The organism is Paenibacillus humicola, assembly GCF_028826105.1.
In the GTDB taxonomy this organism is placed as follows: Bacteria; Bacillota; Bacilli; order Paenibacillales; family Paenibacillaceae; genus Paenibacillus_Z; species Paenibacillus_Z humicola.
On sequence record NZ_JAQGPL010000001.1, the window covers coordinates 4,429,118 to 4,454,827 of the forward strand.

Genomic DNA, 25,710 nt, shown 5'->3' on the forward strand with positions numbered 1-25,710 from the left:
CACTATACGAGAAAGGACGAACCTGCACATGGCGCGTACAAAGCTGACGCTGTTTACGACGATCTGGCTGGCGATCGCGGCGATGCTGCCCGGTCATCCGGCGGCTGCAGCCGCCGGCACGCCCTCCGTTACCCTGCAGACCTCCAAAAGCGCCGTGAACGCCGGCGACGAATTTACGGTCACCGTACAGGGGAACGATCTGCAAGACGTTTATGCGTATGAGGTGGATCTGTATTACGATCCGGGGCTGCTCTCCTTCAAGAAGGGCAGCGAAACGACTTCGGCGGTCGGCTTCTCCACGCAGGCCGCCGTATCGCAGGACGGCGGAACGCATGTCGTCTTCGCCCACACCAAGACCGGGAATACGGCGGGAGACAGCGAATCGCTTACGTTGGCGACCTTTACGTTCGAGGCGCTGACGAACGGCAGCGCCGAATTGAAGCTCCCCGCCGTCAAGACGGTCAGCTCGTCTCTTGCGTCAAGCACGATCGACACTGATTCCGACGCGATTGTCCTCATCGGGCCGAGCGGCGGTTCCTCATCGGGCAGCGGGGGAGCTCCCACGGCGCCGGTCTCGCCGGCCGCTCCGGACGGCGTCATGACCGTCGGGGCGGAGGAGCTGAAGCCGGACGGCAGCGGCAAAGTGACCGTTTCGCTGGCGGAAGGCTACACGACGCTGAAGCTGCCGGCCGATACGGCCGCTTTGCTGGGGAATGCGCCTCTGTACGTGACCGCGGGCAGCGCCGAGCTCGAAATCCCGCCCGGCATGTTCACGCAGCTGACCGATCAGCTGACGAGCGGGCAGCGGAAGGACGGAACGATTGCGCTTACGGTCAAGACGGCCGCGGACGACACGGTCAAGCCCGGAGCGGATGCCGCCCTGGCCAGCCCGGTCTACACGTTCGCGCTGCAGTGGATGGCCGCGGACGGCTCAGTCTACGAGCTGCATCAGTTTAACCAGCCGGTGACGCTGCGGCTCCGTTCCGATGAGGACGCCGATTCGAAGCTGTCCGCAATCTACTACTTCCCGGACGGCGGAGCGCCGGAATATATCGGCGGCGTGTACGAGGACGGCATATTCACTGCCCCGATTACACACTTCAGCGCTTACGCGGTCATGGAAATCGACAAGACGTTCTTCGACGTGCCGGAAGGCTACTGGGCCTCACCCGCGATCAAGGAGCTGTACGCCAAGCGGATTGTCACCGGCACCGGCGATACGACGTTTGAACCGCTCCGCACCGTCACCCGCGCCGAATTTACCGCGCTGCTCGTACGGGCGCTTGGCTTGACGGACAAGGCGGCGCTGAAATTCGGCGATGTTCCGGCGGGCGCCTGGTACGCGCAGGATGTCGCCGCCGCCGTTCAAGCCGGCATCGTGCAGGGCGTAAGCGGCGCGAAATTCGCTCCCGGCGCCGCGATCAGCCGCGAGGAGATGGTCACAATGGCGATGCGAGGCTATGAGGCGGCGAAGGGCAAACCGGCCGAAGCCGCTGTTCCGGCCTCATACAAGGACGAGGCGTCGATCTCATCCTGGGCGATCGCATATGTGAAGGAAGCGACCGGGCTCGGGCTCGTGAAAGGCCGCACCTCGGCCGCGTTTGTTCCGCACGGGACGGCAAACCGCGCCGAAGCCGCACAGTTGATCGACAATATGATCCATAAGTTGAACGACAAGTAAAACGCCGCCAGCGTTACACACGACAAAGGCGTTCCCCGGCAGAAAGCTGCCGCTGGGAACGCCTTTGTCGTCTTTCATAATTCCGGTAAGCCGCCTTCCACTGACCGCGGTCCGACGATGGCGGGAACGGGCAGCGAGGGCTTATTCCGGCGGATACATCCGTTCGCGGATCGCCTTGATTTCTGCGCTCTCGAGGTAGTCATCATATGTCATCATCCGGTCGATGACGCCGTTCGGCGTAATTTCCACGATCCGGTTCGCGATCGTCTGCACGAATTGATGGTCGTGCGAAGTGAAGATCAACGTGCCGTCGAAGTCGATAAGGCCGTTGTTGAGCGCCGTAATCGATTCGAGGTCGAGATGGTTCGTCGGTTCGTCCATCAGCAGCACGTTGGAGCCGGACAGCATCATTTTCGACAGCATGCAGCGCACCTTCTCGCCGCCGGAGAGCACGCTCGCCTTCTTGAGCGCCTCGTCGCCGGAGAACAGCATCCGGCCGAGGAAGCCGCGGATGAAATTCTCGTCCTGATCCTTCGAATATTGGCGCAGCCAGTCGACCAGATTGAGCTCCACCCCGTCGAAGTAAGCGGAGTTCTCTCTCGGGAAATAAGCCTGCGCCGTCGTCACGCCCCATTGATACGTGCCGCTGTCAGGCGTAAGCTCGCCGACGAGCAGCTGCATCAACACCGTCTTCGGCAGCGAGTTCGGGCCGACCAGGGCGATTTTGTCGCCTTTGTTCACCGTAAGGGTCAGGTTGTCGATCAGGGTACTGCCGTCGATCGTCTTCGTCAAGCCTTCGACGAGCAGCAGCTGCTTGCCTGCCTCGCGCTCCGGCTTGAAGTTGATGAACGGATATTTGCGGTTCGACGGACGAATGTCGTCCAGCGAAATTTTATCGAGCAGCTTCTTCCGGGACGTCGCCTGCTTCGCCTTCGATTTATTTGCGCTGAAGCGCTGGATGAACGCCTGCAGCTCTTTGATTTTGTCTTCCTTCTTCTTGTTCTGGTCGCGCATGAGCTGCAGCGCCAGCTGGCTCGACTCGTACCAGAAATCGTAGTTGCCGACGTACAGCTGGATTTTGCCGAAATCGATGTCCGCGATGTGCGTGCAGACCGTGTTCAGGAAGTGACGGTCGTGGGAGACGACGATAACAGTGCCTTCGTAGCCGGCCAAAAAGTTTTCCAGCCACTCGATCGACTGCATATCCAGATGGTTGGTCGGCTCGTCGAGCAGCAGGATGTGCGGCGAGCCGAACAGCGCCTGCGCCAGCAGCACGCGGATCTTCTCGTTGCCGGAGAGCTCCGCCATCTGCTTGTCGTGCAGCTCCGGCGGAATGCCGAGGCCGTTCAGCATGCCGGCCGCTTCGGATTCCGCTTCCCAGCCGTTCATTTCCGCGAATTCGGCCTCGAGCTCGCCCGCGCGCATGCCGTCTTCGTCGGTAAACTCGGCTTTCGCGTAGATCGCGTCCTTCTCTTTCATCACGTCATACAGCTTCTTGTGGCCCATAATGACCGTTTCGAGCACCCGATAATCGTCGTATTCGTAATGGTTCTGCTTGAGTACGGCGATTCGCTCGCCCGGCGTAATGTGCACCTCGCCGTTCGTCTGCTCGACTTCGCCGGACAATATTTTCAGAAACGTCGATTTGCCCGCGCCGTTCGCTCCGATCAGGCCGTAACAGTTGCCCGGCGTAAATTTAATATTCACGTCTTCAAAAAGCGCCCGCTTCCCGTAGCGAAGCGTCACGCCGCTCGTGCTGATCATTTCTTCGGATCCCGTCCTTGTCTCTCAATTTCGTTCATCTCTTCATTATAGCACAGCGGCGCCTTTCTTGCCGAGTATAGCGGTCAAATCGGCTTTGCCGTCACACGGGCAGCCGTCGAGGCTTGCAGCGGGCACCGCAGCGGCGGCCGGCCTCAACCGTTCAGGCGCCATGTCTCGCCGTGCGGCAGCAGGATGATCCGCTCCGGCGCGAGCCCCAGCTTCGCGCGGCCGGCTTCCAGGCGGTCCAGCGCCTCCCGGGGCGTATCGTCGGCGAGCCGGAACGAGCCGTAATGCATCGGCACGAACCAGCGCGCCCCGGTTTCGAGGAACGCGCGCAAAGCCTCCTCCGGCGTCACGTGCTGGGGGCTCATGAACCATTCCGGCTCGTACGCCCCGATCGGCATCAGCGCCAAGTCGATCGCAAATCGTTCGCCGATCGTTCTGAAACCGTCGAAATACCCGCTGTCACCGGCAAAATAGACGGTGGGGCTTAGGCCCGCCGCGGGTCTCACCCGCTCCCCGCTTTGCGCATGCTCACGCTCCCCGGCTCCGCCGCCGTTTAAGCCTGTCATTTTTCTGGCACTCTCGATGATATACCCGCCCCAATGGGAACGGTTCATGTCGAATGGGGTTCGCCTCGTCCAATGCTGGGAAGGCACGAACGTAAACCGGACGCCGCCGATCGTCGCCGCCTCCCACCAGTTCAGCTCGATAATGGAGGAAAAGCCTTTGCGCCGCAGCTTATCCGCCAGACCCGCCGGTACGATCAGCGTCTTGCCGCCCGACAGCTGCCGCAGCGAGCCTATGTGCAGATGGTCGTAATGGGAATGCGAGATCAGCACGACGTCCACCGGAGGCATCGCTTCGACCGGGATGCCCGGAGGCGACAGCCGCCGCTGCATCGCCAGCTGCCCGGCCCACACCGGGTCGGTCACGATATTAAGGCCGGAATGCTGCAGCAGAAAGGTCGAATGCCCGACCCAGGTGAGCGACGGCTCCCGGAAATTCCCTTTCAAATAAGCAATATCCGGCGGCACGGACGGAATCGTGAAGGAATAGTCCTTGGCTTTCATTTTCCGCGCCCGCTCCTGCCTCCATTTTCGCAATTCCTTGAACGTCTTGACGGTGGCCGCCGGATATAGATTTTCATAACGCATTCCGCAAAATGTCCTCCTTCTCGTCTCCCCATCGATCTTCTTCTTATCCTTACTGTCTACGATATCAATCGGCGCCGGAATACGCAAACCCCCAGGGGGTACCAAGCCCAACGGCCCGCTCCAGGCGAAATTTCCTTTCTGCGCCGGTTTCGTATACACTAAATAGCATCGTAACCCTCTCCGAATAAAGCGTCGCGGGCCTTCTGAAGCGGTTCCGGCTGCTTGACGGGGACACCCGGTAAAAAAGAATTGTTAGAAAACGTTCACGAACGGAGGATAACCCTATGAAGCTTGTTTCGATCGAACCGACGCCCAGCCCGAATACGATGAAGCTGAACGTGGACGAGAAGCTCCCGCCCGGGCGGCGCGAAAGCTACGCGCCGTCCGAAGCCGGCGCGGCGTCCGAGCCGCTGCGGGCGCTGCTCGCGATCGACGGCGTGCGGGGGCTGTTCCGCACCGCCGATTTTATCGCACTCGACCGCAAGCCCGGCGCGGACTGGGAGCGCATCCTGGCGGAGGCGCGGGCCGCGCTGCAGAGCGGCGAAGGCGCCGCGGACGGCGGCGGCGCGCCGCGCGAAAGCTTCGGCGAGGCACACGCGTTCGTGCAGCTGTATCGGGGCATCCCGATCCAGGTGCGCGTCCGCTTCGGCGACCGCGAGGTGCGCGAGGCGCTGCCGGCGAAATTCGGCGAGGCCGTGAGCGCGGCGGCCGGCGCCTCGATGATTCGCGAGCGGAAGCTGGAGGAGCTCGGTGTCCGTTACGGCGAGCCGGAGGACATCGCCGCCGAGCTCGTCCGGGAGCTCGATGCCGCATACCCGCAGGAGCGGCTGGACGAGCTGGCCGAAGCGGCCAGACAGCAGCCGGATGCCGGCGCGGAAGCGGCCCCGCCGGCGCGCCCTGCGCCGCTTACGGCTGAACAGCTGGCGGAACGGCTGGCGTCGCCGGACTGGAGCGTCCGCTACGAGGCGCTTTCGCGCACGGCGCCGGCGCCGGAAATGCTGCCGCTGCTCGCCAAAGCATCGGCCGACGAGAACGTCTCCATCCGGAGACTGGCCGTCGTCTATCTCGGCGAGCTGCGCGTGCCCGAGGCGCTGCCGCACCTGTTTGCAGCGCTGCGCGACCCTTCGGCATCGGTGCGCCGCACGGCGGGCGACACGCTGTCCGATCTTGGCGATCCGGCCGCTACCCGTCCGATGATCGAGGCGCTGAAAGACCGCAACAAGCTCGTCCGCTGGCGGGCGGCGCGTTTCCTGTACGAGGCCGGCGACGAAACGGCCGTGGATGCGCTGCGCGAGGCGTGCGGCGATCCCGAGTTCGAGGTCAGCCTGCAGGCCCGCATCGCCCTCGAGCGGATCGAGCGGGGCGAGGAAGCGGCCGGCTCGGTATGGCAGCAAATCACCGCCCGCAAGCGGGAGTAGCCCCGAGGCCGGTACACGCACTGCCGGGTATCCGCGAATCTCCAGGCTTCCGTTATGCTCAAAAAGGCTTCCGAATGCCGATGCGCAGAGCGCGCATGCAGCGTTCGGAAGCCTTTTCCGTTATATCGTCGGCTCCGGCAACCCTGAAGCGGCCGGATACGGTTTCGACCAGGTGTGGTCGCGCCGCATCTCCGCGTCGTTTCTCAGAAAATAGGCATGACTGACGTTCCCTTTGCGGTCCGGTACCGGGTCGTCCCAGGTGACATCCATATGGTACCACTGCCGGCCGATATGGACCAGGTTCCACACATGGCTGCCCGAATCGACCGAGCCCTCGACGATGCGCGATTCGATCCCCGCCTGCTGCAGCATCCGGTACGCCAGCAGCGCATAGCCCTGGCAAACGGCCGTACCCGACGTCAGCGCGTCATAGGCCGTGTACCGCTTCAGCGTGACGTCGTATGCCGTATGAAGCACGATCCAGTCGTGAATCGCCTTGACTGTATCCGCCTGCGACATGCCCGGCTTCACGATCTGCTTCAGCAGCAGCCCGACTCGGCTGTCGACTTCCTGCGTCTGCACCGCACTTTCACGGTAAGTGACGCGCACCTTAATATCGGCGGCCGTTCCCCACGTCCGGACCGTATACATATAGGAATCGACGATATAAGCGATATAGTCATTGGACGAAACGGCATCGCGCAGCAGCGCCGCGAAATGGGACGACAGCTCCTTCTTGTTCCCCGAATAACGGACTTCGATCGTCTCCCGCTGCGCGAGCAGCTGGCTGACGAGATCGGACCCGAGCGCCTGCAGCGCGAGGTCGCCCGCCATCGCCTTGACCGGTTTGAATTCGAATCCGAATATCCAGGCAAAAATGATGCCGATCAGCGCAAGTTTGGTCAGCAAGCGGATAAGCCCTGCCCCCATTTATTTCTATTTCCTCCATTATATCGAAAGCTCGACCTGTAATAAAGAAGCGTATCGCCAGCGTCTCCGCTTCCCGACGCAGTCCAGGCGCAGCCGCAGCTTCCGCTTCCCTCAGCTGCCGTACACTGCGGCTGGCGGGCTGATGTTACAGGTAACGCAGCAGATCCGCAAGCGACTCCCATACGTAATCCGGCCGGCTGTCGCCGCTTTCCGGTACGTCCTTTCGTTTGACCGAGCCGGTCAGCACGAGAGCCGTCTGTATGCCGGCCCGGCGGCCGAGCGTAATATCGCTGGCCAGGCTGTCGCCGATCACCATACATCGCTCCGGCGGCAGTCCGAGCGTATCCAGCGCCGCCTTCGCCATGCGCGCCGACGGCTTGCCGATGACCAGATCGACCTCCCGTCCCGTTGAATGAACGATCGCGCCGATCATGCCCGCGACGTCGATGGCGTCGCCGTCGTCGCCGGGAAACGTTTTGTCCTCATTCGTGGCGATGATCCCCGCACCGTGCCGGACCGCCCGGAACGCCATATTCAGCTCCGCGTAAGTGAGCGTTTCGTGCAGGGTGATGACCAGCCAGTCGGCATGCTCCGGCTTGTCCGCCAGCTCTACCCCGTGCGCGGTCAGCTCGTCTCTCAGCCCCTGCTCGCCGAGCGCCCATACCCGGCAGCCCGGCTGCTCGTCACGCAAATACATCGCCGTCACGGTCGAGGTCAGCATAATTTCCTCCGGCGCTGCGGACAGCCCCATGCCGGTCAGCTTGTCGTGGCACATTTGCCGCGAAATATTGCCCCGGTTGCTGAGAAAGACGATTTTCTTGCCGCGCTCCTTCAGCCGCGCGACCGTCTCCGCCGCCCCTTCGATCAGCCGCTTTCCTTTATATACCGTGCCGTCCAAATCAATAATGAAGCCTTCCGTCTGCTGCAGCATGCTTCCCCCGCCCATCGTTTCCGTTAGTCTGTTGCTGCTTCCATTTTCTTATCGTTTATCGCCGTTTGTCAACGTTTGATTCTTTTTATTGGCGTTTTCATGTAATAATAAACGAAAGGCCAAAACGCAGCATCCGGCGCCAAACGACAACCGCAATCCGCCCGCAGCCGCGGCAGTGTTAGATCATGCAGGACGGTCATCCTGCGGTCCGCATCCGCGATCATTTCTGTACGCGCCATCCCCTGGTCCGCGGCCATTCCTGCATAACACGTCGTCCTGCGGTCCGCCCTTGCGGACAACGTCCGCAATCATTCATACATGACGGCGGCATCCCGCGGAAGCGCATGCACGTGTTTCAAATGCGCGGTCACCTTGCGGTCGTCCTCCTCGGGATACGCATAGCCGAAACGGTTCCCCACATCGGCCGCCAGATCCCGGAACAGCTCGCCCATCGCAAACAGCGATGCCCACATATGCTCGTAATCTCCGTCCGGATACGTGCGCAGCAGCCGCCGCCACAGCTCCGGGGCGAGATGCTTTTCGGCATATTTGACGTTTTTGCCGGAATCCGCGGTAAAATCGGACGACACGCCGATATGCCATTCGAGCATCCGTATCAGCATCGCCCGCACCGGTCCTTCGAACATCGCTTTCGCATAAGGAAGCTCGCGCCGCCACAGCCCTTTCGCGATATAGGTGCTGACCCACCAAAACTCGTTGCAGCAGTTCGCGAAATCCGCCGCAGAAGGCGGTTTTACGGCATAATCGCCGCGATGGGGCTCGGGGAACGGTTCGATACAGCCGTCCTTGTCGAGCAGCAGCCGGCTTAAGCTGTCCCGCCCGAGACGAGGCAGCGCGCTTTTCGCAAACAGCGTCAGATCGATCCGGTTGCCGTCCGCAAACTGCATCAAATAAGCGAAGCTCGTTCGTTCCTCCGGCGCAATCGACGGCTCGTCCATTTCGTCCGGCGTCTGCATAATCATCATGTCCCCGAAGCGGCGGACCCACTCCCGATCACGCACGAACGGAGCGACCTCGGCCACGATATAAACGATATCGTAATCCTGAAAAAAGTCCCGCGGCGCATCCGGATTGACCCTCGATCCGTTCATGATAACGGCGCGGATTCGCTCGTCCTCCCGCGCAAAATCGACAATAAGCCGCAGCATTTCCTGCTCGCTCCGCATTTTCGACATGTCTTCGCCAGCCTTTCTGAGAAAATTTTAAGTAGATTACAATTTTTTTAGGAATACGGCCGAAGCCGCCCCGCTGTGCTAGAATCGAAAATCGAAGAAGAACCCGTTAACGAATTGGAGGGAAAGTTCAGACATCATGTACAAGCTTCCTGCTCTGCTCGTTCTGTTCTCGATGATCGCTGCGGCCGCCGTTCCGGCTCCGGATGCAGGCGCCGCCCCGTACCCTTACCAGAAGCTGGGCAGCAAAGGCCAGCTGACGGAGGAGCTGCAGTTTCGGCTGCATACGCTTGGCTATTTGACCGGTCCGGTTACGGACAAATTCACGGCAGCTACCGTGAAAGCGCTGATACGGTTTCAGCAGCACGTCGGCCTTCCCGCCGACGGCATCGCCGGCCCCCGGACGTGGAAAATACTGAAAAAGCTGACCGTCAACAAACGGGAGCTCGCCATGATGGCGCGCGTCATTTACGGCGAAGCCAGAGGCGAAAGCTACGAGGGCCAGGTCGCCGTCGGAGCGGTTCTGCTGAACCGGCGCGCATCCCCGCAGTTTCCGAATACGATCCGGGGCGTCATTTTCGAGCCGAAAGCGTTTACCGCCGTCAACGACGGGCAGTACTGGCTGATTCCGGACAATACGGCGTTCAAGGCGGCCAAGGCCGCGATCCTGGGCTGGGACCCGACCGGCAATGCGCTGTTTTATTATAATCCGAAAATATCCAAATCAGCCTGGTTCCGGACGCTCAGCGCGACGACGCGCATCGGTAACCATGAATTTTTCGTTTAACTTAAGGTCCAACATCTATTCCGGGAAGGAGGGCGAGACCCATGCATACGTTCGGCAGCAACCGGCACCAAGAGAGGGTTGAGGCGGTCGTCGAAATTATAAAGGCGGTCACCGGGCAGGATCTCGTGCCGGATGCCTGCATCGCCAAACTGAACGCGATGAGCTTCGAGGAGCTGGGCACGCTGGTGATGCGTATTTCGTCGTCCCGGACGGCGGACGACCTTTTGCGGCCGCTTGAATGTTAATTCGGCCGCTCCCTCGCCCCGCTTGCGTTCCCATATACATCGCCGCCGCTTGCGGCGATTTTGATCCGGATATCTTACCGACCATCATAAATCGCTCCATAGCCCAAATCAACTCCCACGTTCAGAAAACCGCGGCGTCTTCCGTCCTTTCTGGAGGCGTCCCGGCAAAAAAATGAGACGGTCCGAGGCCGTTTCGGCCTGCGGTCCGTCCCATCCGCGTTACAAAATTTTGCTCAGAAAAGCTCTCGTGCGCTCCATCTTCGGATGCTCGAACAGTTCGGCGGGAACGCCCTGCTCGACGATTCGCCCTTCATCGACGAAGACGACCCGATGGCCGACCTCACGGGCGAAGCCCATCTCATGCGTGACGACAACCATCGTCATTCCCTCTTCGGCCAGGCGGCGCATCACCAGCAGCACCTCGCCGACCATTTCCGGATCGAGCGCCGAGGTCGGCTCATCGAACAGCATCACCTTCGGCTTCATCGCCAGCGCCCGGGCGATCGCGACCCGCTGCTGCTGGCCGCCCGACAGCTCGTCGGGATAACTGGCCTCTCTGCCTGCCAGCCCGACCTTGGCCAGCAGCTCCCGGGCCGTCTCCTCGCTTTTTTCGCGAGAGAGCTTCAATACCTTGCGTGGGCCGAGCGTGATGTTGTCCAGCACCGACAAATGGTGAAACAGGTTGAACCGCTGGAACACCATCCCGACATCGCGGCAGAGCCCGGGGATATCCGCCTTCGGCCGGGTCGGCTCGTGGCCGGCGATGACGATCTGCCCGCCGGAAGCTTTCTCGAGCCCGTTCAGACAGCGAAGAAAAGTGCTTTTGCCGCTGCCGGACGGCCCGATGACGACGACAACCTCACGCTCGGCGACCGTCAGGTCGATCCCCTTCAAAATTTCCTCGCTGCCGAACGATTTGGTCAAGCTGTTAACGCTTATCAACCTGCAGCCTCCTCTCCAGAAGCGCCGCGGCCCGCGTCAGCGGGAAAATGATGATGAAATAAAGCAGCCCGATCGCGCCGTAGATGTCGAAAGCTTTGAACGTGTTCGATACGATAATTTGCCCGTTATAAATCAATTCCCCGATCCCGACAATCGCGAGCAGCGACGTGTCCTTGATCGTCTGGGCCGACTGGTTGACGAGCGGCGGAATCATCCGTTTGAACGCCTGCGGCAGCACGATATGGACCATCGTCTGGAAGCCCGTCATCCCGATGCTGTGCCCCGCCTCCTTCTGGCCGCGGTCGATGGAGACGATGCCGCCCCGGATAATTTCCGACATATAAGAGCCTTCATTCAGCGCCAGCGAGGCGGCAGCGGCAACCCAGACATATGAATCCCCGAACCAGTGGTTCAGCGGCAGCACGTTCGCCAAGCCGAAATAGATAAACATAATTTGGATAAAAAGCGGTGTGCAGCGGAACAGCTCGATATACACATTGGCAACCGCCCGCAGCACTATGAACCTGGACAGCTTAAAAAAAGCCGTAATCAGTCCGATGATGATGGCCAAAATAATGCCGACGACAGAAAATTCAATCGTTCCCAGCAGCGCCTTCAACAGCTGGGGCATCGCATCCAGTATGACCTGCACTCTATTTCACTCCCCAAGCCGAAGATCAGTCCATCGCTTGCCGGACCAAGCGGTTTAATCGTCCAAAGCCGCGTCCGAAGGAGCGACGACGTCGGTCACTTTCCCCGGCGTGTCGCCGAAGTACTGCTGGAACAGCTTGTCGTAGGTGCCGTCCTTGCGGACCTGATCAAGTCCGTCGTTAATTTTTTTCAGCAGATCAGCATTGTCCTTATTGACCGCAAAGCCGTAATATTCGCCGGTCAGCAAGTCGCCGACGGTCTGCACCTGATCGTGCGATTTCATAAAGTTGGTGTTGACCGGATTGTCGAAAACGACCGCGGCGGCACCGCCATTCAGCAGCTCGTTGTAGGCATCGTCGATATTATCGAACTGGCGAAGTTTGATGCCGCCCGCCGACTGCACCAGATCGACCGAAGATGTCCCTTTCTTGGTGGCGACCGTTTTCCCTTTCAGGTCGGCCAACGACTTGACGGAACCGGCCAGCTCCTTCTTGACGAGAATGCTCAGGCCCGATTTGTAATACGCGTTGGAGAAATTGACCGCCGCCATCCGGGATTTCTTGATCGTAATGCCCGCTACCGCCACGTCGATCTGGCCGGTTTGAATGGCCGGGATCAGACCCGTAAAATTCATCGTGGAAAATTTCGGCGTCAAATTTTCCTTCTCGGCAATGGCTGTGATCAAATCGATATCGAACCCGACCAGCTTGCCGTTCACCTGCGACTCGAAAGGCGGAAAGGTCGTATCCGCTCCGATTTTAACGGTGACCTTGCTGTCTCCTGTCGATTGGCCGTTCCCCGAGGCCGTCGAATCGCCTGCTGCGGGAGTGCCATTCCCCGCGGAAGAACCGTTCCCTGTTGACGCGTTCTTCCCGCATCCCGCCAATACCGTAAGTGCAAGCGCCAGGATTATACCGACCGCTGTCCATTTCATTTTTGCCACTTTCATTATTCCTCCTCACTTTTTGACTATAAAATCATTCATACGATAAGCGGTCCGGCTTCATTCCGGACCGCCAAGCGGCGGCGGCGATCCAATATTACCCTTTTTCGCCTGCATTGAAACATGTTTTATCCAATTTTTCTAAAATTTTTTTGAAGTCTCTTTTCGCAAGCTGCAGAGGTGTCCAGACCGGAAGGAAAAGAACCGGTTGGCGCCGTCACGGCGATGCAAGTTCTTCCCTTCTACTGTTAGCGAAAGCAAGGCGAAGGGTTCACCTTTCCGAACAATCGGAAAAAGGACCGCGAACGATCCGGTTGGACTGACCGGATTTCGCGATCCTTGATTTTCGATATATCTGAATCTGATGCCGCCGAGTTAATTCAGGCTAACCGTGCATTCGCCCACTTGGTTCCCATCCCAAAGCAAGGCCAGATGGTCTCCGTCGGCAACCGGTCCTACGCCTGCCGGCGTTCCGGTAAAAATAATGTCTCCTTCGCCCAGGCCGAAATGACGCGCGGAGAAATCGACGATCGTCTGCAAATCGAATATCATTTGCGTGATATTGCCCTGCTGCGCTTCCTCGCCGTTCTTGATGAGCGCGAAATTAATCGACTTGCATCGTTCCACACCGGGGAACGCAAAAAACGGGCTCACGACGGCGGAATTCGGGAACCCTTTGGCCAGCAGCCAGGGATATCCCTTTTTCTTTAATTCGTCCTGCACGTCGCGCAGCGTAAAATCGATGCCGATGGCCATCGCGTCCGCCAGCTCGTCGACCGTCATTCCTTGTTCATAAGGCTTGCCGATGCGCACAATAAGCTCGGTTTCAAAATGAACGGCGCCCCGGTCCCCGGGAAGCGCGATTCGGGAGCCGTTCGCTTCCGCAAGCGCGTGCGTCGGCTTGGAGAACAGGAAGGGCGACGCCGGCACTTCATTATTCAATTCCTTGGCATGCAGCGCATAGTTTCGGCCGACACAATAAATGTTACGAATAAAGTTCATCCCGTACACCTCGCTCTTTTTACCATGCCGTATAGCCGCCGTCCGCCGCTAAAGCCGCCCCTGTAATAAACGAGGCTTCATCGGAAGCGGCAAAATTGCAGTGTACGAGCGGCTCCAGCAATGTTGTATCCATCATACTCCAGATACGGGACAAGGAGCAATTGGGTGATCCCCTCGGCGATATCCCCGACAAAAAGTCCCGCCGAGCCTATAAAGAAGCCGCGAGGATTTGACGGCACAGCACAATGGGCACCGATCAATTAGAGCTGCCGTATTTGCCGCGCCCGCCCGGCCAAAAAATCGCGCATGGCGGCGTCTCCGCACAGGCCGATAGCGCGGTCGTACGCCTCCTGCGCCTCCGCGTTCCGCCCGAGCCTGGCATTCAGATGCGCAGCCAGCGCCCCCGAAGCGCCGTTTTCCTCCTGCGTAGTCGGCAAAAAGCCGCTCCCTGATCCACAGGGAGCCTGCGGTCCAGGGAGCGGCACATTACCTCGCATTCGCTCAAGCCGGTTATTTCAAAACGGTCAGCACGGCGTTCATTTTCTCCTCGTCGAGTTCGATGCCGAGGCCGGGGCCGTCCGGCACCCGAATCCGGCCCTCGCCGACGTCGAACGACGAGGTCAGCATTTGGCCGCGTAAATTATTTTTTTCGATCGAGTACTCGTAATAGCTGTTGCATTCCGGCGTGCTGGCGGCGAGATGCAGGGCGGCGGCGAAGCCGACCCCGCGCGTCGTGTTGTGCGGCACGTAATGGATGCCGAACGCCCGGCACAGCGTAGCGGCGCGCTTGGCGCTCAGCAGCCCGCCGCACTTGATCGGGTCGGCCGCATACAGGTGACACGCCCCGCGAGCGATAAAATCGCGGAACGTGAACAGGTTCCAGTCCTGCTCGCCGACGTGGATCGGCACCGGCAGCGTGTTCGCGAGCTTCACGTACGCCTCGATATCAAAATACGGGCACGGCTCCTCGAAATGATGAATATCGCAGTCCTTCACCTTCTCATAGAGCTGCACCGCCTGGATGTAAGAATAGGAGCTGTTGCCGTCGATCATGAGGCGAATGCCCGGACCGATCGCCTCCCGGACGCGCCGCACCTTCTCCGCGTCGTCGTGAAGATCTACCGGCAGCCCGGTGCCGTAGCGCGGGCCGACCTTGATTTTCACCGCGCCGAATTGAAACCGCTCGATCCCTTCCTTCAATTTCTCGACTTCCTGCTCGTGCGTAAGATCGCGGCTCATGCTGGAGCCGTAAAGCGGGATCGTCTCCCGGTACTTCCCGCCGAGCAAATTGTACAGCGGCTGCTTGAGGTACTTCGCCTTGGCGTCCCAGAGCGCGATTTCCACGCCGCTGTAGGCGGCCGCCAGCATTTGACCGGAGATTTTGTAATGCCGGCGCATGACGTCTTCCTCGATCCGCTCGATGTCGAACGGGTCGCGGCCGATCACCTGCGGCTTCACGACCTGCAGGATGATGTCCGCCAAAATTTCCGAGCGCATCGGGCTGCTTTCCCCGAAGCCGGACACGCCTTCGTCCGTGTCGACCTTCACGTACAGCAGTCCGCTTGCAATGTAACAGGTGATATCGGTTACTTTCATTTCTTATCCTCCCGGGGGCAAGACTGCCGTGCAAGCCCTCTATTTAACCTGAACCTTGTTCGGATCCTTCGCGTATTGTTCGTTCAGTTCCTCGGTTACCTGGTCGCCGCCGGATTTCCGCCAGTTGTCCAGGGCGTTTTTCCAGCCCGCTTCGTCGATTTGGCCCATAATGTACTGAATCCGCGCGTCGTTGATAATTTTGTTCAAATCGGCGCTCTTCTGGTTGAACGTCGGGCTGATGTAAGCCGCCGCCGGATTGACGACCAGGTTGTTCATGACCGCGTTTTTCGCATCCTTGTATTTCTGCACGTAGGGATCGATTTGGCCCGGCATCGCTCTTGAACCGTCGGCCACCTCGAGCGTCTGCTCGATCTGCACGACCTCCGAATTGTATTTGTCCATCTGCTCCTGGGTGCGCGTCGGCTTGCCGTCCTTGAGCGTATAATGGACGTTCTCAAGGCCCCATTCGAAAATGTTCTGCGCGTTGTCGTCGGAAATTTTATCGAAAAACCCGAGAATTTTCCGCAGGTCGGCTTCCGTTTTCACGCTCGATTTGGGGAAGACGAACTCGCCGGTATAGCCTTTGTCCATCAGCACCCGGACGCCTTTTTTGCCGTTGATCGACGCGGACACGTCCAGCTGCGCCTTCGGCTCGATCTTGAACAGCTGCGAATGCCGCGTGATCTGGTCCGGATCGCCGAGCCGCATGCCGTACGTTCCCTTATTCATGTTGTCGATGTTCTGCGGCCTGGTCGCAATGGCGAAATCCTGGTTGATCAGCTTCTCCTGATACAGCTTCTTGTCAAAGTTCAGCGCATCCAAGTATTCCTGGCTGAAAATGGTCGATACCAGCTTGCCGTCCTTGACGTCCCACTGATTACCGCCGCCGAACGCCGCCAGGATAAAGTTAAAGCCGCGCAGCGACGATTCCTCGGCAACGCCGACCGTATCGTTTTTCCCGTCTTTATCCGGGTCGTTCTGCGTAAAGGCTTTGAGCGTATTGTACAGCTCGTCGATCGTAGTCGGTGCCTTCATGCCCAGGTTATCGAGCCAGTCCTTGCGGTAAATCATCCCGTCGCCGACGAGCGAGCGGCTGCGGAAGATCGAGTACACTTTGCCGTCGAGCGACAGGTTTTTCTGCACCTGCTTGTTCTGTGCGCGCTCGAGATTCGGATAATCTTTCAGGTATGGGCCGATCTCCCAGAAATAGCCCGAACGGATCGCGTTGACGACCGTTGCCGGCCGGTCCTGCAGCAGCACGACCATCGGCAGTGAACCGGAGGCGATCGTGGCGTTCAGCTTGTCGGTGTAGGTCGTTCCGGGCACCCATTGAATATCGAGCTTCGTATTCGTATATTTCTCGATCGCCTGGACGATCGGATCATCCGCCCGCGGCGGCTCCGCGAGGATGCTTTGGTTCATCATCGTGATCTGGAACGGCGCCGAGGACGCGGAGGAATCCGTGCTTTGCCCGCTGCCCGCGGTTCCCGCTCCATCGCCCGTGCCGCTTGCGGCGTCCGGGCTCTTCGACCCGCCGCCGCTGCAGCCGGCCGAGACGGCCAGCAGGCCGGCGACGGTCAGCGAGACGACCGGCATTCTCAAACGTTTGACCAAACCTTCCATGGAAATACCCCCTGTTTCGTGTATGTTGGAGTGCTCACCCTTTGACGGAGCCAAGCATCGCGCCCTTGGCGAAATGCTTCTGCAGGAACGGATAGACGCACAGGATCGGTATGGTGGATACGACGATAACGGCCATTTTCACAATCTGTGCCGGCGGCGTCACATAGGAACTGTCGAAAGCATCGGAATCGCCGACGCCTCCCTGCGACAAAATGACGATTTGCCGGAGCCAAACCTGCACGGGCCATTTGGTGTTGTCGTTGATGTACAGCACCGCGTGAAAAAATGCGTTCCAATGCCCCACCGCGTAAAAGAGCGTAAATGTCGCCATCGCGGGCAGCGACAGCGGAATGACGATCTGCCACAGGATGCGCATATCGTTGCATCCGTCGATTTTCGCCGCTTCCTCGAGCCCCTCCGGCAGCTGCTGGAAAAAATTTTTCAGCACGATCAGATTGAAGGCGCTGATTGCGTTCGGCAGCAGCAGAGACCAGTAGCTGTTCAACAGTCCCAGCTCTTTGACGACGAGGAAGGTCGGAATCATGCCCCCGCTGAAGAGCATCGAGAACGTGACCATCAGCATGATCGTCCGGCGCCCGTCCAAATCCTTTTTGGCCAGCGGATAAGCCATCAGCGACGTAAAGATCAGATTGATCAGCGTTCCCGCCACTGTAATGAACACCGTTACGCCGAGGCTTCGGAACATGATGTTGGAGGAAAAAACGTACCGGTATCCGTCCAGTGAAAAATGCGTCGGAAAGAGGAGGAACGGCTTTGAAATAAACTCCTCCGGCGACGTGAACGACCCGGCGACGATGTAAATGAACGGCACCAGCGTGATCATGCCAAACAAAAACAATAACGCGATATTAACGGAATCGAATACCCGGCTTCCGAACGTCCGGTCTTTCATGCGCATCCCCTCTCTTCCGTAGAACGGACCCCCGGCTTCGAATGAATGACCCGCCGCCGCATCAGTAGATGCCCTCTTCGCCCGCTTTTTTGGCCAAATAATTGGCTCCGACGACGAGCACGATGCCGACGGCCGATTTGAACAGATTCGCCGCCGTCGCATAGCTGAAATGCCCCTGCTGCACGCCGCTCGTATACACGAACGTGTCGAACACCTCGCCCGCATCGCGGTTCATTGCGTTCAGCATCAAGAAAATTTGCTCGAAGCCGGAATCGAGGAAATTGCCGAGCCGCAGGATGAGCAGGATGATAACCGTGCTCTTAATTGCGGGCAGCGTCACGTGCCACAGCTGCTGCCAGCGGCTCGCGCCGTCGATGCGCGCGGCTTCGTACTGCTGCGGATCGACACCTGAAAGCGCTGCCAAAAATAAAATCGTGCCCCAGCCCGTTTCCTTCCACAGCACTTCCCCGATGATCAGCGGCCGGATCCATTCGTTGCTGAGCAGGAAGTTGATTTTCTGGCCGCCCAGCTGAACAAGCAGGTTGTTGACGAGCCCGCCTTCCGGCGTGAAGAAAATGTAAGCGATCCCGACGACGACGACCCATGAAATGAAGTGCGGGATATAAATGAGCGTCTGAATGAACCGTTTGTACATTTCGATCCGCAGCTCGTTCAGCATCAGCGCGATGACGATCGGCAGCGGAAAGAAGAAGACCAGATTATACACGGCCAAAATGATCGTATTGCGAAAGACGATGCCGAACGAATCGTCCCGGAAAAACTGCAAAAAGTTGTCGAACCCGACCCATGCGCTGCCCAAAAAGCCCGAGAACGGCGAGTAATCCTGAAACGCGATCAGTACGCCCCACATCGGTAAATATTTGAACAAAATAAAATAAAGCACGCCTGGCAGCAGCATAAGGTAAAGCCAGCGGTTTTTCAGGAGTCTTTTGACGGCGGCGGAACGCAAGCGCTGCCGGCTGTTCAATTCACTGGCGGCTTCTGCGATCAAACCCATCCCCCTTTTCTTCATCTTGTCGGAACGGCTGCTTCCGCCCTTCAAGAGTAACACCGCTTCGGGATAACGGGCCAGAATCCGCCGGCAACGAACTCGAAAGCCCGGCAGCACCGCATACCGGGCAAAAGGATAATCATTTGGCGATCGGCAAATAATCCGCAGCGAACCTTATTCCAATCGCGCTGGCTGCTTCATGCACAGCTCGCGGTAGGCGCCGGGCGTCATGCCGACCATTTTCCGGAAGTAACGGATGAAGTTCTGCGAGTTGTTATAGCGCAGCTTCTCCGCGATTTCGGCGATTTTGGCATCGGACTGCTCCAGCATGCTTTTCGCGACGTTCAGCCGGTAGTGGGCCAAATATTCGCTGAAGGTCATGCCGATTTCGTTTTTCAGCACCCGGCTGATGTAAGCAGGATGATAATGGAGACGGGAAGCGCACGTTTCCAGCGTGATGTCCGTGTCGTATTCGGTCTGAATCATGCGCACGATTTCCTGGGAAAGGCGTTCGAATTTCGTTTGTCTGCGCTGCTCGAACAGGGGGACAAGCGGCTGAATCAGTTTGCATTTGAACCAGTGACGGATTTCGTCGACCGTATGAAGCTCGAACAGCTGCTGCAGCGGAGGGCTGCTTTCGCCGTAAACCGCATGGAACGAAAGGCCGGCATCCTGCAGCAGCTTGACGAGATCGGCAATGAGCCGAACGAAGCTCGCCTGGTAGTCGATATAACTCGCGCTTTGGCTTGCCATCTCCTGAAAGAGCCGGTCGATCAGCGGATCGATCTCCTCCGTCTCGGCATAACGGATCGCCTGAATGAGCCGCTTCTCCGTCTCTTCGGGAAACTCGGTTGTGCGGCTCGTGTCCTCATGCCGGATATCGCCATAGCGGATCACCGCTTTCTCGGCGGACAGCAGCCGGTGCTTCAGCGCTTCCTTGGCTTCGCCGTAAGCCTGTACCGCATCCTTCAGCTGCGGATAGGCCCGGCTGACGCCGATGCTGACGGAAAGCTCGAGATACCGGCGGACTTCCTTCGCGATTTTGTCCGTCATGGCGTCGAGGAACGCTTGAAAACGCTCCGCCGATTCGTCGTCGGTATGCACGACCGTGACCTGATCGTCCCGGGCGATGATCGGCAGCAGGCTCATTTTCGCCGGAATAATGTCGCCGACGATGTTATTGATCGCAAACAGCAGCAGCTCACGGTCCTTTTCCGCGAACCGGGTGCCCTCTACGGTGTCGATCTGCAGGACGAGCACGCTCATCCACTTGATGCCGGCCGGCGGACGATACACCATCATCGCCAGCTTGCCGTCGATGTCGGGCGGCGGGAATTCGCCTTGAACGAGCTTCAAGACGAACAGCTCCTCGAGCTGCCGGACCTGTCCGTGGATTTGCTGCGTCATCTGGATCTGCAAATCGCGCATGTGCGTGATGTTTTCGCTGATGGCGTCGAACTCGTTCATCCTGCCGTCGTGCGACCGGCCGGCACTGCTGAAGCACAGCTCATACAGCCGCCGGACCGGCGAATAGAGCCGCCGCGTGAATTGAATGGCGAACAAATTGGCCAGAAACAGGAAGCCGAGGCAGAGCGCCAATATGATCCAGCTCGTGCGCCACGCTTCCTTCCGGATTTCCTCGACCGGCACGACCGAAACGTACAGCCACTGGTTGTAGGCTGATTTTTGATATTCAATGCCGACCTTGAGCTTGCCCAGCACGGCCGGCACGCTGCCCGACGCCCCGTCCGCGGGATTCAGCCGGCTGATCGCCGATACGACCGCGGCCGCCGGATACTCGGATTGCTGGTTTTGCTTGGTCAATAAGCGGTGCTCGCCGTCGAAAATAAAAATTTCGCCGAGCGAGTTGTTTTGCGAAATGAGCCGGTACAGCTCCCGCGTCGAAAATTCCGCAACGAGCAGGCCGTCCGGATCGTCCGAGATCGCCGGAATTTTCTTGACGAGGCTGACCGTGCGTTCGCCGGGGCTTGAGATGTTCCGGGCCAGGCTGCTCGGATCCGTCGACCAGTAAGAGTTGGCTGAAATATTAACATACTGCGAAATCCGGGTTTTATTCGTGATAGCGCTTACACGCTGCAGTCCGTAATTGCTTAAAATCCAGCCTTTGCGAAGTCCGATCAAATCGACGTCCTGCAGGCCGAAATCGAAGCGCTGCACTTGATTGAGGTCCGACGCCAGCCCCATCGTCAGCTGGAATTCCGCCGGCGACAGATCGCGGTTCATCGCCTTCAGGACATCGTCGTTATCGACCAGCCGCTGCAGCGACAGGTCGACGCCCTGCAGCACCTGCTCGACCCGGAGGCGGGTTTGCTCCAGGATGTGCCGGTTGCCTTCGTTCACCTTGTCCTGAATGGATTCCGAGAATTTCAGGTAAAACAATATGCCGAGCACCAATATCGGCAGCGTGCTCACGCATGTGCTGAAGAGGAGCAGTTTGGTTTGATACCTGTTCAGCCGGAACATTCCATACCACCTGCTTCGCATCGGGATTGTGAGTTCATTTTAACTTATTTTAAATGGAACGTCATTAAAGAAGAAACGATGCGAGGGTGATGACGAGCAAGTTTCTTCTAAGGAAGAAACGATGCGAGATTAAAATAGCGAGTAATCTTCCTCGCAAGAACCTCCTATGAAATCCCTCAACTTATATTTTTTTGGGTCACCGCCATAAATAGGATATTTAATTCGAATCATATCATCGTCAAACGTTATTTCTTACCGAAAGAACATCATCGATATCGAGGCTTTCGGTGGTATATACCGTTTTTTGTCGACATCATCCACACCGGATACGAGGGGGTGAAATAAAGGACATGCCATTTATTTCGAACCGAATGCGCTAGAAGCAAGACAAAAAATAAAAGTGAGGGGTTTTCCGATGAAGCGACGATGGATTCCTTTTGTTTTTGCATTCCTATTGCCATTGATGGTTCTGCTTCCTTATAAAGCGGCTGCCGATGTAAATGACCAAGCAACGAAATTGCTCCTTCACAAGTTTAACGGAACCATCCTCGATTTTGACGCGAGCCGCATCATTTGGAAAGCGAACGACAAAGTGCTGTGGTTATATAACCGCACGGACGGCAGTCAAATAAAGGTTTACGATGGTACCGGTTCAACCTTTATCATTAGTGCAGCGAAGCTGTCTGCGCAGGGCATTGTGTACGACCTGAACAACGAACCCTGGATGGATATACCTTACGTTTCTTTGGTATACAGTTGGAAGAACGGCCAGACCGTAAAAATTGCAAACGACGATAGTCTTTACGACATTAGAAGAAACGGAAATATTGTGAGGCTCGGTCTGCATACCGTGGATCTTACGACGGGACAAACCCGTGTGCCCGGCTTTGACCGTGCCGATTTTTTGGCCGACGGATCCATGATTTACACGGCTCCTAGTGCGCCCGGCAGCGCATTCTCTCTCTATCAGTCGTTTCCGGACGGCACTGTGGACATGCTCGCATCGCCTTCCAATAAGCTGGCATCGAAGTGGTACGGCTCGACTTTAGGGTATTACGGACCCTTATCGGACGGGAAAAACATCGTCTACCGAGAGCTCATGGTAAAAAATAATTATTCCGAGATGGTCTGGGCGCTCCGATTACGCAATGCGGACCAAACGGTCACCACTTTGTCGGTGAACCCTAACATAATCGGACGTTATTATCCAAACGAATCCTATCGGATCAACAATGGATGGGTTGCTTATATCGAATACGATAAAGAAATCAAACGTAAGGTCGTAAACGTCCGGTCACCGGAAGGCACGGTAAAGCGGGTTTTTGAATCTCCGTTTTGGTGGTCGTGGAGATATGCCCCCCTATCCATCGACGAGCTGGGACCGGATGGCACGGTGGCGTTCACGTTTAACGACAAAACATACCTTTATTATACGAAAGCGAACAAAACGGTAAGCATCCAAAGAAGCCCGGCGATGTTCCAATACCGGGAGCAAGTATTGGGCGGGCCAGGAGATTCCGAGTACCGGGTCGGCGCATGGTACTTGCAAGCCAAAGATTCGCTATATGCCGTTCGATTCTAACCGGCGGGACGGCGCCAGAAATATGGAAAAGCAACCCGGATTTTGATGCCGGGTTGCTGCTGTATTAGCGGTTGAACCGCGAGCTATATTTGATGAAATCTCATGCTGCCCGCGATTCACGAGCAACTGCATTTTATCGCGCTCGCACCTTGCCCGAATTGTACAGCAGCAGCCCGATTCCGATCATGATGATGGCCATCGCATCGTATGCGAGGTCGTACAGCATTTGGTAGGCGCCGGGCCTTACGTGATGAATGCGCAGAAAATGATGGTCGATAACGCCTTCGACCAAATTGAAGCATCCGGCTCCGACGAACAGCCCGCTCCCTAAGGTTCCGGCACGATGGCGGAAATCGTCCGGGCTGCTCTGCCACAACAGCCAGGCTCCGATGGCGACGACGACGGTCACGCCAAGATGAAAAAAGCCGTCGCTCACAATCTGGTGGAAACGGTCCGTATGCATGTAGACGCTGTGCCACTGCAAAATCTGGTGGAAAATGATGCCGTCCAGCATGCCGACGATGCCTACGCCGAGCCAAAATGCTCCCCAAAACGTTCTCATCGATCTGCCCCTTCGTTTTTTTGCTTCCAATATTAAGCATCCCCCTCTTTCGCATCGGTATTCAAGCATTCGAACATCCGAAACGACCTGGCACAAACCTGCAAATTACGCTTGTACCGGAACATTCGTTCGTATATATTTGAAATACCTCAATTTGTCGGGAGAGTGAGTAAATGTGATGGAAAAGCTGACGAATGGCCAAACCGCCCTTCTCGTCGTCGACGTGCAGCAGGGCATGTTTATGGAAGCGTACCCCGTCTACGACGGCGACGGCTTGCTGGAACGCATCAGAGGATTGATCGCGAAAGCCAGAGCGAGCCATGTTCCCGTTATTTATGTCCAGCACAACGAAGGCGAAGGCGAACCGCTTGAAACGAATACTTCAGGCTGGGAAATCCATTCCTCGATCGCGCCTGCCCCCGGTGAAACCATCATTCAGAAGCGTTCGCCCGACGCGTTTCACGATACGAACCTGCAGGAAGAGCTTGCCGCCCGCGGCATTGAGCGGCTTGTGTTGACGGGCATGGCCACCGATTACTGCATCGATGCGACATGCCGAGGGGCTATCCGTCTGGGCTACCAAACCATCGTCGTCGAAGATGCGCACAGCACCAATAACAGCACAGCGGCCGAAACCGTCTCCCGTTATAATGAGTCGTTCCGCTCCATGACGACAACTTGCAAAGCGTCGGATATCGAATTCGGCGAGTCTCGCCCATGCTCCCCGTTCAATACATAATGAACGTCCTCACAATCATCCATTTTAACAACCGCAAAGGATCGCGGATTTTCAATTGCCCCGAGGAGATATTGCGGATAAACTGGAGGTATAGCCGAAATCAAAATTTGGGAGGACTTAATCGATGAATATACTTAGTCAGCTGCTTGAGCCGATCCCCATTCCGAGAATGGTACGGATCAGGCAGAAATTCGACGGCACGAAGCTGGACGACCCCGCCGGCGAGCTGGCCCGGAAGCTTGAAGAGGCTCCCGTCATGAACCGGATCCAGCCCGGACAACAGGTCGCGATCGCGGTAGGCAGCCGGGGCGTCGCCAACATCGCACTGTTTACGAAAACGATGGTCGACGCCATTAAAGCGCGTCAGGCCCATCCGTTTATCGTACCCTGCATGGGCAGTCACGGCGGAGCGACCGCCGAAGGACAGCAGGACGTGCTCCGGCATCTTGGCGTTACGGAAGCGTCCGTCGGGGCGCCGATTCGTTCCTCCATGGAGGTTGTCCAGCTGGACGTGTTGGAGAACGGCCTGCCCGTGTATGCGGACAAATTTGCCTCCGAGGCGGATGCCATCGTCGTTCTGAACCGGGTTAAACCGCACACGGCGTTTCGCGGAACTTTTGAAAGCGGCGTCATGAAAATGATTGCTATCGGGCTGGGCAAACAAAAAGGAGCGGAGGCCTGTCATCAGCTGGGCTTCGGCCACATGGCGGAAAATGTGCCGAAGATGGCGAAAATCATGCTCGCAAAATTGCCGATCCTGCTCGGCGTCGCGCTCGTCGAGAACGCCTATGACGAGACGTGCCGCATTGAAGTGCTTGCGGCTGACGAGATCGAATCGCAGGAGCCTTCTCTGCTGATCGAAGCGAAGCGTCGGCTTCCGCAAATTTTGTTCCCGCAGCTGGATGTGCTCGTTATCGACAACATCGGCAAAAACATCAGCGGCGACGGGGCGGATCCGAACATTACCGGCCGCTACCCGACGCCTTTCGCGCACGGCGGACCCGAGGTAAGCAAAATTGTCGTGCTTGATTTGACCCCCGAAACCGAAGGGAATGCAAATGGCGTCGGAGCCGCGGACTTCACGACCTCACGACTCGTCGCAAAAGCCGACTGGCCGGCGACCTATGCGAACGGTCTCACTTCAACCGTCGTTGCGCCGACCAAAATTGCGACCACTCTTCCGAGCGACCGGGATGCGATCAAGGCGGCGGTCAAGACGTGCAATATTTTGAATTATGCCGATTGCCGAATGGTGCGCATTCGGGATACGCTGCATCTGGGAGAAATCGAAATCTCCGAGCCGCTGCTGGAAGAAGCGCGCAAGCATCCGGACATTGAGATATTGACAGAGCCGTACGAGCTGAAATTCGACGGGAACGGAGATTTGATTCATTAATCAAGTATAATCGGAAGGCGAGCGGCCGGGATATTGTCCCTGACGCTCGCCTTTATTAATTTTGTTCCGTTGCTCCTCTCCCCCTCGGAAGCGGCAGCCCATATCTAGAACTGCACAATCACCAACCTATTGAACATATCTCTATTGAAGACTATATTA

Annotated in this window: 23 protein-coding genes; 7 read left to right on the plus strand and 16 right to left on the minus strand. The window is 57.7% G+C overall.

Annotated features, from left to right (window positions below):
- The first annotated feature begins 28 nt into the window (after positions 1–28).
- On the plus strand, positions 29–1,681 hold the full coding sequence (locus tag PD282_RS20340) for an S-layer homology domain-containing protein (RefSeq protein WP_274652654.1): 1,653 nt from the start codon (positions 29–31) through the stop codon (positions 1,679–1,681).
- 141 nt (positions 1,682–1,822) lie between these two features.
- Here the strand turns inward: PD282_RS20340 and PD282_RS20345 are convergent, their stop codons facing one another.
- Positions 1,823–3,445, minus strand: a complete 1,623-nt coding sequence (locus PD282_RS20345) for an ABC-F family ATP-binding cassette domain-containing protein (protein WP_274652656.1) — start codon at positions 3,443–3,445, stop codon at positions 1,823–1,825.
- A gap of 152 nt (positions 3,446–3,597) precedes the next feature.
- The gene (locus tag PD282_RS20350) at positions 3,598–4,602 is read right to left on the minus strand and encodes an MBL fold metallo-hydrolase (RefSeq protein ID WP_274652658.1); all 1,005 of its coding nucleotides are present in this window, start codon (positions 4,600–4,602) and stop codon (positions 3,598–3,600) included.
- A gap of 284 nt (positions 4,603–4,886) precedes the next feature.
- On the opposite strand from PD282_RS20350, the gene PD282_RS20355 reads away from it, so the two are divergent.
- Positions 4,887–6,020: a conserved virulence factor C family protein gene (locus PD282_RS20355; protein ID WP_274652660.1), complete on the plus strand. Its 1,134-nt coding sequence runs from the start codon at positions 4,887–4,889 to the stop codon at positions 6,018–6,020.
- Between the two features lie 120 nt (positions 6,021–6,140).
- On the opposite strand, the gene PD282_RS20360 is transcribed toward PD282_RS20355, so the two are convergent.
- From PD282_RS20360 to PD282_RS20370, 3 genes are all read right to left on the minus strand, one after another.
- Positions 6,141–6,950, minus strand: a complete 810-nt coding sequence (locus PD282_RS20360) for a transglutaminase domain-containing protein (protein WP_274652661.1) — start codon at positions 6,948–6,950, stop codon at positions 6,141–6,143.
- A gap of 145 nt (positions 6,951–7,095) precedes the next feature.
- Positions 7,096–7,881, minus strand: coding sequence for an HAD-IIA family hydrolase (locus tag PD282_RS20365; RefSeq protein ID WP_274652662.1), 786 nt, complete (start codon positions 7,879–7,881; stop codon positions 7,096–7,098).
- Between the two features lie 308 nt (positions 7,882–8,189).
- The gene (locus PD282_RS20370) at positions 8,190–9,068 is read right to left on the minus strand and encodes an aminoglycoside 6-adenylyltransferase (RefSeq protein ID WP_274655382.1); all 879 of its coding nucleotides are present in this window, start codon (positions 9,066–9,068) and stop codon (positions 8,190–8,192) included.
- 145 nt (positions 9,069–9,213) lie between these two features.
- Between PD282_RS20370 and PD282_RS20375 the strand changes: the two genes are divergently transcribed.
- Together PD282_RS20375 and PD282_RS20380 are read left to right on the plus strand one after the other, a co-directional pair.
- On the plus strand, positions 9,214–9,861 hold the full coding sequence (locus PD282_RS20375; RefSeq protein ID WP_274652664.1) for a cell wall hydrolase: 648 nt from the start codon (positions 9,214–9,216) through the stop codon (positions 9,859–9,861).
- A 41-nt stretch (positions 9,862–9,902) separates the two neighbouring features.
- A complete protein-coding gene (locus PD282_RS20380) occupies positions 9,903–10,106 on the plus strand; it encodes a hypothetical protein (RefSeq protein WP_274652666.1) in 204 nt (67 codons plus the stop codon).
- Positions 10,107–10,325: 219 nt separating this feature from the next.
- Here the strand turns inward: PD282_RS20380 and PD282_RS20385 are convergent, their stop codons facing one another.
- The 10 genes from PD282_RS20385 to PD282_RS20430 all read right to left on the minus strand — a co-directional run bounded on the left by PD282_RS20385 (position 10,326) and on the right by PD282_RS20430 (position 21,272).
- Entirely contained in the window at positions 10,326–11,048 is a 723-nt protein-coding gene (locus PD282_RS20385) for an amino acid ABC transporter ATP-binding protein (RefSeq protein WP_274652668.1), read from the minus strand.
- Entirely contained in the window at positions 11,035–11,700 is a 666-nt protein-coding gene (locus tag PD282_RS20390) for an amino acid ABC transporter permease (RefSeq protein WP_274652670.1), read from the minus strand. The genes PD282_RS20385 and PD282_RS20390 overlap by 14 nt, the downstream gene beginning before the upstream one ends.
- 54 nt (positions 11,701–11,754) lie before the next feature.
- On the minus strand, positions 11,755–12,633 hold the full coding sequence (locus tag PD282_RS20395; RefSeq protein ID WP_274655384.1) for a basic amino acid ABC transporter substrate-binding protein: 879 nt from the start codon (positions 12,631–12,633) through the stop codon (positions 11,755–11,757).
- Between the two features lie 384 nt (positions 12,634–13,017).
- Positions 13,018–13,644, minus strand: a complete 627-nt coding sequence (locus PD282_RS20400; protein WP_274652672.1) for a fumarylacetoacetate hydrolase family protein — start codon at positions 13,642–13,644, stop codon at positions 13,018–13,020.
- Positions 13,645–13,904: 260 nt separating this feature from the next.
- Complete coding sequence (locus PD282_RS20405) at positions 13,905–14,081, minus strand: hypothetical protein (protein WP_274652674.1); 177 nt, start codon at positions 14,079–14,081, stop codon at positions 13,905–13,907.
- A gap of 73 nt (positions 14,082–14,154) precedes the next feature.
- Positions 14,155–15,240, minus strand: coding sequence for a mandelate racemase/muconate lactonizing enzyme family protein (locus PD282_RS20410; RefSeq protein WP_274652675.1), 1,086 nt, complete (start codon positions 15,238–15,240; stop codon positions 14,155–14,157).
- A gap of 39 nt (positions 15,241–15,279) precedes the next feature.
- Entirely contained in the window at positions 15,280–16,863 is a 1,584-nt protein-coding gene (locus PD282_RS20415; protein WP_274652677.1) for an extracellular solute-binding protein, read from the minus strand.
- Between the two features lie 34 nt (positions 16,864–16,897).
- Positions 16,898–17,782, minus strand: a complete 885-nt coding sequence (locus tag PD282_RS20420; RefSeq protein ID WP_274652679.1) for a carbohydrate ABC transporter permease — start codon at positions 17,780–17,782, stop codon at positions 16,898–16,900.
- Between the two features lie 55 nt (positions 17,783–17,837).
- Positions 17,838–18,794 (minus strand): ABC transporter permease, encoded by a 957-nt coding sequence (locus tag PD282_RS20425; RefSeq protein ID WP_274652681.1) that lies wholly within the window; start codon positions 18,792–18,794, stop codon positions 17,838–17,840.
- A gap of 168 nt (positions 18,795–18,962) precedes the next feature.
- Positions 18,963–21,272 carry a helix-turn-helix domain-containing protein gene (locus PD282_RS20430; RefSeq protein WP_274652683.1) on the minus strand — a complete coding sequence of 770 codons (2,310 nt, stop codon included), beginning with the start codon at positions 21,270–21,272 and terminating at the stop codon, positions 18,963–18,965.
- A 415-nt stretch (positions 21,273–21,687) separates the two neighbouring features.
- On the opposite strand from PD282_RS20430, the gene PD282_RS20435 reads away from it, so the two are divergent.
- The gene (locus PD282_RS20435) at positions 21,688–22,854 is read left to right on the plus strand and encodes a hypothetical protein (RefSeq protein WP_274652685.1); all 1,167 of its coding nucleotides are present in this window, start codon (positions 21,688–21,690) and stop codon (positions 22,852–22,854) included.
- A 133-nt stretch (positions 22,855–22,987) separates the two neighbouring features.
- On the opposite strand, the gene PD282_RS20440 is transcribed toward PD282_RS20435, so the two are convergent.
- Positions 22,988–23,416, minus strand: coding sequence for a DUF2243 domain-containing protein (locus tag PD282_RS20440; protein ID WP_274652687.1), 429 nt, complete (start codon positions 23,414–23,416; stop codon positions 22,988–22,990).
- A 178-nt stretch (positions 23,417–23,594) separates the two neighbouring features.
- Here PD282_RS20440 and PD282_RS20445 point away from each other — a divergent pair, with 178 nt between their 5' ends.
- The gene (locus tag PD282_RS20445; RefSeq protein ID WP_274655386.1) at positions 23,595–24,155 is read left to right on the plus strand and encodes a cysteine hydrolase family protein; all 561 of its coding nucleotides are present in this window, start codon (positions 23,595–23,597) and stop codon (positions 24,153–24,155) included.
- Positions 24,156–24,279: 124 nt separating this feature from the next.
- Positions 24,280–25,551, plus strand: coding sequence for a nickel pincer cofactor-dependent isomerase, group 22 (locus PD282_RS20450; RefSeq protein WP_274652689.1), 1,272 nt, complete (start codon positions 24,280–24,282; stop codon positions 25,549–25,551).
- The last annotated feature ends 159 nt before the right edge of the window (positions 25,552–25,710 follow it).